Here is a 13863-nt window from a genome sequence, read left to right on the forward strand (position 1 = left end):
ACAACATGAAAGACAACGTTTCCATCATTGGATCGGCTCACACCAGTGTAAACCATGACAGTGCGGTCAAGCACGTCACAGGGCAGGCCGACTACACGGACGACATTGCGCTGCCACAAGGCGCGCTGCACGCGTATCTCGGCGTTTCAGACGTCGCGCACGCCAAGCTTCTGGGTATCGATTTCAGCGACGTTCTGGCAACGCCCGGCGTGGTCGGTGTGCTGACCGCTGATGACGTGCCGGGGGCCAATGATATCAGCCCGACCCACCTGAACGACGAACCGGTTTTCCCGACCGACGCCATACAATTCCACGGCCAGCCGTTGTTTGCCGTGATTGCCGAGACCCGCGACATCGCGCGCCGCGCTGCGGAACGGGCAAATATCGAATACGAAACCCTGCCCCACGCGTTGGACCCGATCACCGCGCAGAAAGCAGGATACCCGCATGTCACAGCGCCCCTCAAGCTGGAGCGGGGAGACGTGGCACCGGCTCAGGCGGCCGCGCCCAACCGGATCAAAGGCCGCATGAGCGTTGGCGGTCAGGATCACATGTACCTTGAAGGTCACATCGCCTTTGCGATTCCCGGCGAAGACGACGACGTGGTGGTGCATTGCTCGACCCAGCACCCGTCCGAGGCGCAGCACATGGTGGCGCATGTCCTTGGGGTGCCGTCCAATGCGGTCGTGGTCAACGTCCGTCGCATGGGTGGGGGGTTTGGCGGCAAGGAAAGCCAGATGAACCTGTTCTGCGCAGTGGCGGCCATGGCTGCCAAAAAGTGGAACCGCGCCGTCAAAATCCGCCCCGACCGGGATCAGGACATGACCGCAACCGGCAAACGCCACGACTTCGTGATCGACTATGATGTCGCCTTTGACGATGAAGGTCGCATTCAGGCGGTCGAAGGCAGCTTTGCCGCGCGCTGTGGCTTTTCGGCAGACCTGTCCGGCCCCGTGACCGACCGGGCGCTTTTTCACGCGGACAACGCCTATTTCTATCCGAATGTGCGTCTGAACAGTCGCCCGATGAAGACCAACACCGTATCGAATACCGCGTTTCGTGGGTTTGGCGGCCCGCAGGGCGTGATCGCGGCGGAACGGATGATCGAAGAAATCGCCTATGCCACGGGGCAGGATCCGTTGGATGTGCGCAAGGCCAATTTCTATGGCACCACGGACCGCAACGTGACCCCGTATCACCAAGAGGTCGAAGACTGCATTCTCGACCGGCTGGTCGGAGAGCTGGAAGAGACCTCGGAATACCGCCAGCGCCGTCAGGACATCATCGCGTTCAACAAGACATCGCCGGTTCTGAAAAAAGGCATAGCGCTGACACCGGTCAAGTTCGGCATTTCTTTCACTGCGACCTGGTACAATCAGGCCGGTGCGCTGGTGCATGTCTATAACGACGGGTCGATCCACCTGAACCATGGTGGCACCGAAATGGGCCAGGGTCTGAACACCAAGGTTGCTCAGGTCGTGGCCGAGGCCTTCCAGGTCGATTTCAACCGGATCAAGATTACCAAGACGACGACTGAAAAAGTTCCCAACACCTCGGCCACTGCGGCGTCCAGCGGGACCGACCTGAATGGCATGGCGGCGTTGAACGCAGTCGAACAGATCAAGGAACGTCTGGTGAAGTTCGCATCCGAGACCTGGAACGTCTCGCCAGAGGAAGTGGTCTTCCACGCCAATCAGGTGCATATCGGCCAAGACGTTCTGGCCTTCGATGCATTCATCAAACAGGCCTATCTGGCGCGCGTGCAACTGTCGGCGGCCGGGTTCTACAAGACGCCAAAAATCCACTGGGACCGGGCCAAAGGACAAGGCCGCCCGTTCTATTACTTCGCCTATGGTGCTTCCTGTTCAGAGGTCGCGATTGACACACTGACCGGTGAATACCGCGTGGATCGGACGGATCTGCTGCACGACGTCGGACGTTCGCTGAACCCTATGCTGGACAAAGGTCAGGTCGAAGGCGCATTCATTCAAGGTATGGGATGGCTGACCACTGAAGAGCTTTGGTGGGACGATGCCGGCCGCCTGCGCACCCATGCTCCGTCGACATACAAGATCCCGCTCGCGTCAGACCGCCCGCGCATCTTCAACGTGAACCTTACCGATTGGTCGGAAAACCGCGAGCTGACCATCAAACGCTCCAAGGCCGTCGGTGAGCCGCCGTTCATGCTGGGAATTTCGGTGTTCGAGGCCCTGTCGATGGCCGTTGCCTCGGTCGCTGATTACCGGGAATGCCCCCGCCTTGACGCGCCGGCCACGCCCGAACGTGTGCTCATGGCCGTCGCGCGGCTGCAAGCCGGGTCCTGAGCCATGGTTGCCCCGGGTTCTCTGAACGAATTTCTGTCCGCGCAGCATAGCGTGATCCGCGTTGCGTTGACCCGAGTCCGCGGGTCTTCGCCGCGCAATGAGGGGACAGAAATGTTCGTCGCGCCCGGGGCGTTGTGGGGAACCATAGGCGGTGGACAATTGGAATTCCTCGCCATCAACGCCGCGCGGGACATGCTGCGTGACGGTGCGTTGCATCAGGATCTGGACGTGCCACTTGGCCCCGAGATCGGGCAATGCTGCGGCGGCCGGGTCGAATTGAACCTGTCCCGCATGCGTGCGTCCGACAAATGGGCCGCGACGGAACGCGCGGCCCGGAACGAAGATGCTTTGCCTCATGTCTATGTCATGGGGGCGGGCCACGTGGGGCGTGCCCTCGCCAATCAGTTTCAGCATCTGCCGGTGCGCTGCATCCTCGTCGATACCAGACCCGAAGAGATCGCGCTTTGCGCCGCTGATGTCGAAACCCGGGTCAGCGCGATTCCCGAAGCCGAAATCTGGCGCGCGCCCGCAGGCAGCGCCTTTGTCGTTCTGACCCATGATCACGGGCTGGATTTTCTGCTGACGACCGCCGCGCTGGAACGAAATGACGCCGCTTATGTGGGGATGATCGGTTCCGCCACAAAGCGGGTAAAGCTCAGGAACTGGGCGCAGAAACACTGTGACGGACAGTCCATCGAACATTTGAAATGCCCCATTGGGGCTAGCGGTAGCCGCGACAAGCGGCCCAGCGTCATCGCCGCCTTCGTGGCGGCCGAAGTGATGGCTGAATTGACCTCTGAAACTGCCGCGACCGCCCTGACCGGGGCAAACCAGGCACCCCTGCGGGGCCATCATCACGACCGGAAAGGGAGATCGGCCTGACACCTGTCGGGCCAAACCGGTCACATCAGAGGAGGAGACCGTCATGGACGGGAGGACCTATGAATACAAGCTGTTTAGCCGCAGCGATTTCAGCGCTTTCTGGGCGCTGTTTACCGACAACCTTGTCAACTTGCTGATCCTGTCCGGGGTCTGCCAATTCGTGTTTCAAATGCCTGCGGACATCGTCTTTGGCCGCATCGTTCCCGGCGCTGCCATAGCGATTTTGGCCGGTGTAACCGTCTACGCATACCTCGCCAAATGGGCGGCAAACGCGCAGGGCAAAGACGTAACCGCGTTGCCCTACGGCATCTCGACGCCAGTTATGTTCGTCTACCTGTTCGGGGTGATCGGACCCATCTATTGGGCGACAAATGATCCAATGCTTGCCTGGCAAGTGGGCATCGGCGCCGGGTTCATGGGCGGCATCGTCGCGGCTTTGGGCGCGGTGGTTGGACCGTATCTCAAGCGGATCACGCCACGTGCGGGGATGCTGGGGACGCTGTGCGGCATTGCCCTGGTCTTCATCGGCTCTGTGCCGCTGGCCGAAGTGTTCGAGAACCCCATCATTGGCTTTACGTCGCTGCTGTTCATCCTCTGGGGGTTGATCGGCCGTTTCCGCCTGCCGGGCAATGTTCCGGCCGGCCTTGTCGCGATTGCTGCCGGTACCGTGATCGCCCTTCTGCTTGGCGAGTCCAAAATTGATGTCAGCGGCATCGGGTTCTACCCGCCGATCCCGTATTTCGGTGATCTGATCGCCGGTGTGCAATACCTGTTCGCCAACCCTGAGCTGTTCCTGGTGCTGATCCCCGTGCAGATCTACAACTTCATCGAAACGATGAACAACGTGGAATCCGCCGAAGCGGCAGGCGACCATTACCCTGTCGGGCTCTGCCAGGTGACGGACGGCGCGGGCACGATGCTGGGTGCTCTGTTTGGTTCGCCATTCCCGACAACCGTTTACATCGGCCATCCGGCCTATAAACGGCTGGATGCCCATGCGGGGTATATTGTCGGTGTGGCCGTTGTAATTGCCGCCGCCGCCTTTCTGGGGTTCCTGTCCTTCCTCGCGGGGCTGATCCCGATCGCCGCAGCCGCACCGGTACTGGTCTTTGTATCAGTCAGCCTGATCACCAACACGGCCTGGGCTGTAAAACCGATGCACATGGCTGCGGTATCCTTCGCGATCCTGCCCCATATCTCGGCCTTCCTGATGGTCAAATGGGGATCTTTGATGAACGCCCTGCGCAGCAGCGGTGTCGAAGGGTTGCCATCCTTGGGAGATCCTGATCTGACCTCGGCCCTTCTGATGGAAGGGGCTCATTACGAGGGGCACCTTGCCCTGAGCCAGGGGGCGATCATCACCGGTCTGGTCTGGGGTGCCATCGTGGCCGATGTGATTGACGGGCGCTTCCGGATGGCCGGCGCGTTTGCTGTCGCAGGTGGGCTGATGTCTTCGATCGGCATCATCCATTCCTACACGCTACAGATGCCTCAGTTCGACGGGATAACCATCGGCTATCTGATCATCGGCGCGTTCCTCTATGTCTACCCGATGTTCGCCCCGAAAGAGGATCTCGAACATCGTATCATCGTACCGGACGAACCCGATCTCATCGATGACGATTCACCCGCCCAACAGGCCTGATCGACAGCGGGGCAGTCGCATGGCTGCCCCGAAAACCTTCCCTTCCCGTTCAGTCGTGGTCGTTCATGAGGCAGAGTTTGCCCTGCGACCGCTTGCTGATCTTTCTCTCGCCTATCTCCGGGCAGGGCATTTGGTTCGCACAGATGTTGCAGTGGATCACCCTTGCGAACCACACGGCTGCGCCGCCTGGGCAACTTCCAACACGAACACGGGCGCCGCATCGGCTGGGTCACACAAAACAGACGACCACAGGTGATGTGCGCGGGGTCAAGACCCTCACCCGCAAGCCCCGCAATCGGCCAGGCGTGACGAATTTTGTCGTTTGCAGGCATTTTTGTCGCTTTCCGGCTTGTTGCGGCATGCTGGTATGAACAAGAATACCTGCTGATGAACAATTGTTTTCCAAATCCCATGGACCGCCGTGCCACCGGCTGTGACCTTGTGATCCCAGCCTGATCTCAGGGCCTCTGGCCCTTACGCATCACGCTGTGACTACGGATTTTTCGGATAACCTCATGACAACTCACGCGCTGCGCCTGGCCATCGATATTGGCGGCACGTTCACGGATACGGTTCTTGTCTCTGGCGAAGAGACGATACTTGCCTCGACCAAAACCCTGACCACACATCACAACCCCGCCGACGGAGCCATGCAAGGCGCAGCGCGCGTAATGCAACAGACAGGGCACCGTCTGAGCGAAGTCACCGGTTTCATTCACGGCACCACGCTGGCCACCAACGCGCTGATCGAAAAACGCGGCGCGGTCGTGGCAACCGTGACCACCGAAGGGTTCAGGGACATTCTGGAAATCGCCTACGAGCGGCGCTATTCGCAATATGACATCAATCTGGAAAAACCTGATCTGCTGGTGCCGCGTGAGCGCGCGCTGACGGTCCGCGAGCGCGTTTCGGCGGATGGCAAGGTATTGATACCGATGGAAGACACAGCCATCGACGCGCTGTTGAAGGACATCGACGCCAGCGGAGCAGAAGCCATCGCCATCTGCCTGATGCACGCATATGCAAACCCCGAGCACGAGCGCAGGCTGCGCGATACGCTGGCGGACAGGCGCCCCGATCTGACCGTCTCGATTTCGTCGGACGTCAGCCCCGAAGCGCGCGAATTCGACCGGCTGTGCACGACAGTCGCCAACGCCTATATCCAGCCTCTGATGGCAACGTATCTGGCCCGGTTTGTCGAACAATTCGAGGCCCGGGGCGTCACCTGTCCGATCCTGATGATGACCGCGGGTGGTGGAATGTGCACCATGCGAACCGCCGCGCGGTTTCCGATCCGGTTGGTGGAATCCGGCCCTGCCGGCGGTGCCATTCTGGCCGCCCGCGTCGCCGCCCGCGCCGGTCTGGATCAGGTACTGTCCTTTGACGTCGGCGGCACCACCGCCAAACTGTGCCTGATCGACAACGCCCGTCCGCAGACCTCACGCCAGTTCGAGATTGCCCGCGCCGCCCGGTTTATCAAAGGATCCGGCATGCCGGTGCGTATACCGGTCATCGAAATGATCGAGATCGGCGCCGGAGGCGGTTCGATTGCCGGGGTTGACCGGTTGGGACGGCTGACCGTGGGGCCAAAATCAGCGGGATCCGAGCCCGGCCCCGTCGCCTTCATGCGCGGCGGAACCCGGCCTACGGTGACCGACAGTGATATCACGCTGGGCTATATCGTACCGGACACGTTTGCCGAGGGGCATATTCAGCTTGATCCCGAAGGCTCGAAACAGGCGCTGAGCCGGGTGATCGGGTCGAAGCTGGATCTGGATGCCGTAGGCGCCGCCGATGGCGTCAGCCGCATCGTCGACGAAAGCATGGCCAGCGCGGGTCGGATGCATGCGGTGGAATCCGGCAAGGACTTGGGCCCACGAACAATGATTGCGTTTGGGGGCAACGGGCCATTGCACGCCAGCCGGGTGGCGCGGTCCGCCGGGGTCAGCCGCATCGTGATCCCGCCCGATCCCGGCGTCGGATCGGCCGTCGGTTTCCTGTTCGCTCCGGTGTCTTTCGAGATCGTCCGCTCGCGCTATTCGTTGCTGGGCAGCATGGAGCTGAACGGGATCAACACGCTGTTCGAAGCCATGATTTCCGAGGCAAGAGAGGTCGTCTTGCAAGGGGCCGGCGATGTCCCGACCCAGACGCTGCGCACTGCCTTCATGCGCTACCACGGACAGGGACACGAGATCGAGATCTCCCTTCCTGACCGCCCCCTGACCGCCGAAGATATCGTGCCGCTGACCGCTGCATTCGAACAGGAATACCGCAAGCAATTCTCGCGCCCGGTGCCGGGAATGCAGATCGAGATTCTCAACTGGGCGGTGCGTGTCGCGACCTGTGACAGCTTCGTGCCGGCGGTTCCAGAAACGCCCCGGTTGAAGACAATCTCGGTGCCGGAAACCCGTCCGATCACCTGTGACGTGGACGGAGTATCAAAGCCAGCGGCCTTCGTTGCCCGGTCGGATCTGAAGCCCGGCGACCACCTTCACGGCCCTGCATTGATCACCGAGCCGCAGACAACCACGCTCGTGTCCGCCGACTTCTCGGCACATGTGGATGCCCTTGGAAACCTCGTCCTCGTTCAGGACCAGAAAGGAGGCGCATGATGTCGTCCGATCTTTCGCCCGCCCGATTGCAGGTGATGTGGAATCGTCTGCTGGCCGTGGTAGAAGAACAGGGCCAAACCCTGATCCGCGCCGCCTTCAGCCCGATCGTACGCGAATGTGGTGACATCTCTGCAGGGATATTTGACGCCGATGGCCGGATGCTGGCGCAGGCCGTGACCGGCACGCCGGGGCACATCAACACCATGGCCGAGGCGGTGCAGCACCTGCGCCGGGCTTTCCCGGTTCAGACCATGAAGCCGGGCGACATCTACATGACGAACGACCCATGGCTTGCCTCGGGGCACCTGAACGATTTTCTGCTGATGATGCCCGCATTCAAGGATGGCAAGGTGGTGGGCTTTACCTCCTGCACCTCGCATCTCGTTGATCTGGGTGGGTTGGGCATGGGCCCCGAAGGTTCCGACATCCATGACGAGGGCCTGCTGATCCCGCCCTGCAAGCTGGTTGAACAGGGCACCCCCAACGCTTTGCTGCTGGACATCATCCGCGCCAACAGCCGCGAACCCATCGCCAATGATGGCGACATCTATGCACTGATCGCCTGCTGCGAAGCCGGGGTTGCAAGGCTGCTGTCGATGATGGAGGAATTTGGCCTCGACGATCTAGGGACGCTCGGCTCGTACATCATCGACACGTCGCGCCGCGGCACGCTGGAGGCCATCGCCGACGTGCCCGAAGGTGTCTACAAGAATGTTCTGAAGATGGACGGCTATGAGAATGAGCTGGAGCTGCACGCGACCCTGACCGTAAGGAAGGACGGCATGCATGTGGATTTCTCGGGCACCTCGGGCTGTTCGCGCAAGGGCATCAACGTGCCGCTGAACTATGCCACCGCCTATACGGTGTTTGCCTTGCGCTGCATTGTCGGCGCGGACATTCCCAACAATGCGGGATCGCTGGAGCCGTTTACCGTTGACGGGCCAAAGGGCTGCATCCTGAACGCGCAGCGCCCGGTGCCGGTTGCGATGCGGCATACCCTGGGTCAGGTCACGCCCGATCTGGTTCTGGGCTGCCTGCATCAGGCCCTGCCCGATGCGGTCCCGGCCGAAGGCGCAAGTTGCATGTTCGACCTGCCCATGCGCCACGCGCCCGAAGTGGCCCGTGATGGCGGTCGCGAATTCGCGGTGGAACCCGTGCACAATGGTGGAACCGGCGCGCGACCTCATGCCGATGGTCTGTCGGCCACGGCCTATCCGTCGGGCGTGTTCGGCAGTCAGGTCGAGATCACCGAAAGCGTCGCACCCGTGACGATCTGGCGGCGCGAACTGCGCCCGGATTCCGGCGGCGCGGGCAAGTATCGCGGCGGGCTGGGGCAACGGATCGAGATGACCTCGTCCAACGGGGCACCCTTTATCGTGTTCCTGTCGGTCGAACGGCTGAAATACCCGGCGCTTGGCCGTATGGGCGGCAGACCCGGCGCGCCCGGTCGCATCCGTTTCAGGGACGGTGCAAACGATATTCCGGGTAAAGGAGAATTGCGGGTGGAACACGGTGATTACCTGATCTTCGATACACCGGGCGGCGGCGGCTTTGGCGACCCTGCCGAACGCGACCCGGATGCGCTGGCACTGGACATCAAACGCGGGTTGGTAAGTGCGCAAGGCGCCAGGATTTACGGGGGTGACGCATGATCCGACCGGTTCCTTACGTTGGCGCCATGGGCGCTTATGCGCTGGCTGATCCGAACGGCGCAGGCACGATTTCACTGGCGCAGAACGAAAGCGCCTTTCCCGCAAGCCCCGCCGCCGTTGCGGCCGGGCAGGCAGCGCTGGCGGATCTGGCCCTTTATCCAGATCCGGAATGGGCCGAAATGCGCTCGGCCATTGCCGAGGTGCACAGGCTCGACCCCGCGCGCATTTTATGTGGGGCGGGCTCGATGGAACTGATTGGCTGTCTGATCCGCGCCTTTGCCGGACCGGGCGATCAGGTGCTGGGCACACAATATGGCTATGCCTTTGTCGCCTCGGCCACAGCACAGGCACAGGCCGAATATGTGGCAGCGCCCGAGGTCAATTTGACCGTATCGGTGGACGCGCTGCTGGCCGCTGTCACACCTGCCACCCGCATCGTGTTCGTCTGCAATCCGGGCAACCCCACCGGCACGCTGATCCCGAATGACGAAATTGTCCGCCTGCGATCGGATCTGCCTGGCGATACATTGCTGGTGGTGGACCAGGCCTATGCGGAATTTGCCGATGCCACGAACGATCCCGCGCAGATCTTTGCGCTGGTGGATCGGGGCGACACCGTGATCACGCGTACATGTTCCAAGGCCTACGGGCTGGCGGGGGCGCGGGCCGGCTGGGGCTGTTTCCCAAGCGAAATCTCGGGTGAGGTCCGCAAGCTTTTGAATCCCAACAATATCTCGATTGCCTCGCAGGCAGCGGCGGCGGCGGCGATGCGGGATCAGGCCCATATGCGCAACGTCGTCGCACGGACAGCCGAAATTCGGGACCGGTTTGCGCAGGAATGCCGCGAACTGGGCCTGAGCGTGCCGGAAAGCCACACAAATTTCGTGCTGATCCGCTTTGCCTCGACCGCGCAGGCACAGCGCGCCGACACGGCCCTGCGGGCTGAGCGCCTGATGATGCGCGGCATGGGCGGCTATGGTTTGTCGGACTGTTTGCGCGCCACGATCTGTGCGCCCGAAGTGATGGACAAGGCCCGCGACATCTTGAAAGGAGCGCTGACATGACCGAGACCCGCACAGCCGCCAAGATCGGTGTTCTGGTGCCCTTCACCAACACCAATCTGGAACCGGATATGGAGATGCTGCGACCGCCAAACACCACCATCCATTTCCAGCGCATGGGCGGTTATGACGTGGACGAAATTCCCTGCTCGGATCAAATGGCAGGTTTGGGCGCTTCGGATATCAGCCACGATCTGCGGATGATCTCGGGAGTGCGGCCCGATGTGGTGCTGTACGGCTGCACCTCGGCCACCCTGACCCATGGGCCGTCTTTCGACGCTGAGCTGGCGCAACAGATCAAATCGGAATCCGGTGCGCTGTCGCTGACCGCGGCCGGATCATTGATCGCCGCAATCAAGGTACTGGGGGCCACAAAGGTCGGCTTTTCCTCGCCCTATCTGGGCGAAATAAACGCTCAGGCGATGGATTTCATGGCCCAGAACGGAATCGAGACCGTTCGATGCGCCGATGTGGGCCGAAAGCTGGGCAATTACGGTCAGGGAGAGCTGACCCCGGACGACGTCTATGAACTGGCCTGTCAGGCCGATCACCCGCAGGCACAGGCCATAATTCTCAGCTGCACCGACATGCGTTCGGTCGAGGCGGTCGACCGGATTGAAGCAACGCTGGGCAAGCCGGTCGTCACCTCAAATCAGGCGATGATGTTCTGCCTTATGCGGGCGCTGAACCTGCCGCGTCATGACGCGCTGCCAGGGCGATTGTTCGACCTGCTCTGACCGGATCAGGGCGCAAGGCGACAATGTAAAAAAGCAAGCTCACCTCGAGCGGGTCTTGGATCACCCAGACTTGCTCCCAGCTCCAATTCAACCTGTGCAGCGGGCGGCAGGGCCTGCATCATCGCCGCCATCAGGATCAAGGGTGCGGATGTGCCGGTCGGAACGCGTTTCAACGGCAGCTTCGGCAGATTTTACGTCTGGTCGGCGGGGGCGTAGATCAACGCGCCAAGGTCTGAGAATTTCGAACCTGGCGCGCCCAGCCCCAGAACCGCATCACGAATGGCGGCGGCACGGGATGCACCCAGTGATGGTGTCGCAAATTCCATGAATTTGTCGATCACTTCTGCCTCATCCATTGGTGCCTCGGGTCCGCCGCGTGCATGTACGTCGCCCGACTCGAGTATCCGCCCGTCGGTCAGAGTGATGCTGACATCGGCGAACCGGCTTTCGGGGAAACGGTCGGAATGGCGTGCGGCCTCTGAAACCGAGATACGCTCGACGATCGAGGCGACCAGCGGTTCGGCCAGGCCCGCACCGGTGATGTTCTCAACTCCGATCCGGCCATGCGCAACCATTGTCGCGACAGCAAATGGCAGCGAATACTGCGCCTTGGACGTATCATCCGGCATGCCCTGGAAAAGGCAGGCGCTTTCCCGAAACGTGTTTACATGAATCGCGGCAATATCGCGGTAAGTCAGGTCGTTTTCACGCATGAGTGCACGGGTGGCATCAATTGCGGCGTGGGCCCAACGGCAGATCGGGTAGGGTTTGACATATTGATGCTCCATTTGCCAGAAATCGCCCAGATCTTGCCAATGGGGGGCAACGTCTGCCGCTTCGATGGTGATGGCCGGCGCCCCGGTAAAGCCTTTCTCGGCCAATACCGCTGAAGAAATGCCAACCAACGCGCCCCAGCCCGAACCGTCATGCAGCATGGTGGGATTGGCGATCTCGCGCATCATCTGGCTGCGCGGGCCATGATATTCGGCGATCCCCATGGCCTGCCGCATCTGTTCGGCCGTCAAACCGCGCAAGCGCGACGCCACGGCCACCACGCCAAGCGCGTTCCAAGCTCCGGATGTGTGATAATCGCTGACAGTGTCATGCAACGAAATGCCCGCGCGTCCCGCGACCTCGTATCCAACGATCACCGCCGCCAACGCTTCGGGGCCTGAAAAATCTTGAACGGTTTCAGCCAATGCCGCCAGTGCGGGAACGACGACAACCCCGATGTGGCCTTTGGTCGGATTGTATCCATCATGGCCGTCCAAATTGTCGGTCTGTGTGGCCGCTGCATAGGCCGCACCCGCGACGCTGACGCGTCGACCGTCGAAAAGCATGCGCGCGCTCAGCCCCGGGTCGCCCGCGCCAAACAGCGCTACCGCACTCTCGCGCGCAATCCGTCCGGCCTGCATCGGCCCCGATCCTATGGTGATCCCCAGCGTATCCAGCAGCATCAACGCCGCTGCCTTGCGTGCGGTATCAGGAAATTCCTGCGCGGCACGATTCAGCGCAAAATCTGCAACGGTCTGAAAGGTATCTGTCACGGTGTCCAGTCGAGGTTTTTCTTTCGGGTTCCGGTTACAAGAAAAAGCCTATGTGAGTTTGCGCATAGCGGCACGAAAACAATCATGGGGCAATGGCCCCGGATTATTTGTGACTAGGACCAGATCACATTTCGAGGCAGAACCATACGTGTGAGTCGCTCATGGGCAAGACAGCAAGCCCTGGGCTTATTAATTCTTTGCGATGTGCCTTGCCTGAGAAACGTCCGTCATGATGAATCTTCCACACCTGACCTTTCTTCGCTCGTTCGAAGCGGCGGCACGGCACCTGAGCTTTACCGCTGCTGCCGAAGAGCTGAACTGCACCCAATCTGCCGTCAGCAATCATGTCCGCTCGTTGGAAGAGTTTTTGCAGCGCCCCCTGTTCGTGCGCCATCCCCGTTCCCTGTCGCTGACAGATGTGGGCGAGGCCTATCTGCCGTCGGTGCGCCATGCCCTCCAGGAAATCAACGCTGCCACGCAATCGGTCATCGTGCGGTCGCATACCCGCAAAGTGGTGGTTTCTTGCCCGGTCAGTCTGGCCGAGAACTGGTTGCCGGATGTGATCCGTGGTTTCAACGCGGTGCATCCCGATATTGATCTGACGGTTCATGGCACTGTCTGGACTGATGTCGAACCAAATGTTTCGGACATCTCGCTGACAATCAATCATGTCGACGATGTGTCGCCGGACGCCCAACGTTTGTGGGTCGAAAAGCTGGCCTTGGTCTGTGCGCCCGACTTTCTGGTCGATGGCGAGCCGCTGACCGACCCCAAGCAATTGCAGAATGCACCGCTGATCCATATCCTGGGCCGCCCCTCCTATTGGGAGCACGCGGCGCGGCATTTCGGGTTGTCCGATCTGAGCCAGAAGGGCGGGTTGCGGACGAATGTCTCGAATCTGGCGATGGAAATGGCCGCCAAGTCACTGGGATGCGTCGCCCTGCCCCGGTCGCTGGCCCGGTCCTATGTCGAGCGGGGGCTGCTGATCGAGCCTTTCCGGTTTGATCTGAACAGTCCCTGGACCTATTTCATGCGTCTCAAGGAAAAACCCGTTTCACCACCGGTCCGGCTGTTTCAGAACTGGCTGTTGCAAGCCGCCGCTGAAATGGACAGCTGATCGACCGGTCATTTGCCGGGGCATGTCACGCGGCCCCTATTTTCCTTGCCAGCCAGCTTGTTGGCGGCGAGAACGCGCAATCACTTCCGCGCGTCATCAATACCCAAGGCAGGGGCTATTCCAGCCCTCAACAGCACCCTCTTTGCAACCGAGTTTCGACACCAACCAGTTCTTCCTGATCGTCGGTTCCGCTGAACAAAGCCGACATGATCGCGATTTCGGAGGGCTTTGCACCATCTGCGCTTCTATTGCCTCAATATCCGCAAGAATCTATGGGATGCATCAC

General features: G+C 60.9%; 9 protein-coding genes. 8 read left to right on the top strand and 1 reads right to left on the bottom strand.

Annotated features, from left to right (window positions below; all coding sequences use genetic code 11):
* Window positions 1–5 precede the first annotated feature (5 nt).
* The 7 genes from xdhB (at window position 6) to GOW56_RS10585 (ending at window position 10913) form a co-directional block, all read left to right on the top strand.
* The gene (gene xdhB, locus GOW56_RS10555) at window positions 6–2324 is read left to right on the top strand and encodes a xanthine dehydrogenase molybdopterin binding subunit (protein ID WP_171205834.1); all 2319 of its coding nucleotides are present in this window, start codon (window positions 6–8) and stop codon (window positions 2322–2324) included.
* 3 nt (window positions 2325–2327) lie between these two features.
* Complete coding sequence (gene xdhC / locus GOW56_RS10560) at window positions 2328–3206, top strand: xanthine dehydrogenase accessory protein XdhC (RefSeq protein WP_171205835.1); 879 nt, start codon at window positions 2328–2330, stop codon at window positions 3204–3206.
* Window positions 3207–3249: 43 nt separating this feature from the next.
* Entirely contained in the window at window positions 3250–4851 is a 1602-nt protein-coding gene (locus GOW56_RS10565; RefSeq protein ID WP_171205836.1) for a xanthine/uracil/vitamin C permease, read from the top strand.
* A 515-nt stretch (window positions 4852–5366) separates the two neighbouring features.
* Window positions 5367–7463, top strand: coding sequence for a hydantoinase/oxoprolinase family protein (locus tag GOW56_RS10570; RefSeq protein WP_171205837.1), 2097 nt, complete (start codon window positions 5367–5369; stop codon window positions 7461–7463).
* Window positions 7463–9115 (top strand): hydantoinase B/oxoprolinase family protein, encoded by a 1653-nt coding sequence (locus GOW56_RS10575; RefSeq protein WP_254447202.1) that lies wholly within the window; start codon window positions 7463–7465, stop codon window positions 9113–9115. Before GOW56_RS10570 ends, GOW56_RS10575 begins: the two co-directional genes overlap by 1 nt.
* Window positions 9112–10179: a histidinol-phosphate transaminase gene (locus GOW56_RS10580; protein WP_152460547.1), complete on the top strand. Its 1068-nt coding sequence runs from the start codon at window positions 9112–9114 to the stop codon at window positions 10177–10179. The genes GOW56_RS10575 and GOW56_RS10580 overlap by 4 nt, the downstream gene beginning before the upstream one ends.
* The gene (locus GOW56_RS10585; protein ID WP_171205839.1) at window positions 10176–10913 is read left to right on the top strand and encodes an Asp/Glu racemase; all 738 of its coding nucleotides are present in this window, start codon (window positions 10176–10178) and stop codon (window positions 10911–10913) included. Before GOW56_RS10580 ends, GOW56_RS10585 begins: the two co-directional genes overlap by 4 nt.
* Before the next feature lie 191 nt (window positions 10914–11104).
* On the opposite strand, the gene GOW56_RS10590 is transcribed toward GOW56_RS10585, so the two are convergent.
* On the bottom strand, window positions 11105–12460 hold the full coding sequence (locus GOW56_RS10590) for an MmgE/PrpD family protein (protein ID WP_171205840.1): 1356 nt from the start codon (window positions 12458–12460) through the stop codon (window positions 11105–11107).
* A gap of 229 nt (window positions 12461–12689) precedes the next feature.
* Here GOW56_RS10590 and GOW56_RS10595 point away from each other — a divergent pair, with 229 nt between their 5' ends.
* A complete protein-coding gene (locus tag GOW56_RS10595) occupies window positions 12690–13577 on the top strand; it encodes a LysR substrate-binding domain-containing protein (RefSeq protein WP_171205841.1) in 888 nt (295 codons plus the stop codon).
* Window positions 13578–13863 lie beyond the last annotated feature (286 nt).

Origin of the sequence: Ruegeria sp. HKCCA0235A, from assembly GCF_013033235.1 — a bacterium.
Lineage (GTDB): Bacteria > Pseudomonadota > Alphaproteobacteria > Rhodobacterales > Rhodobacteraceae > Ruegeria.

Coding starts and splice junctions, on each gene's coding strand:
- xdhB (WP_171205834.1), top strand. CDS start 6: ATGAAAGACAACGTTTCCATCATTGGATCGGCTCACACCAGTGTAAAC.
- xdhC (WP_171205835.1), top strand. CDS start 2,328: ATGGTTGCCCCGGGTTCTCTGAACGAATTTCTGTCCGCGCAGCATAGC.
- GOW56_RS10565 (WP_171205836.1), top strand. CDS start 3,250: ATGGACGGGAGGACCTATGAATACAAGCTGTTTAGCCGCAGCGATTTC.
- GOW56_RS10570 (WP_171205837.1), top strand. CDS start 5,367: ATGACAACTCACGCGCTGCGCCTGGCCATCGATATTGGCGGCACGTTC.
- GOW56_RS10575 (WP_254447202.1), top strand. CDS start 7,463: ATGTCGTCCGATCTTTCGCCCGCCCGATTGCAGGTGATGTGGAATCGT.
- GOW56_RS10580 (WP_152460547.1), top strand. CDS start 9,112: ATGATCCGACCGGTTCCTTACGTTGGCGCCATGGGCGCTTATGCGCTG.
- GOW56_RS10585 (WP_171205839.1), top strand. CDS start 10,176: ATGACCGAGACCCGCACAGCCGCCAAGATCGGTGTTCTGGTGCCCTTC.
- GOW56_RS10595 (WP_171205841.1), top strand. CDS start 12,690: ATGATGAATCTTCCACACCTGACCTTTCTTCGCTCGTTCGAAGCGGCG.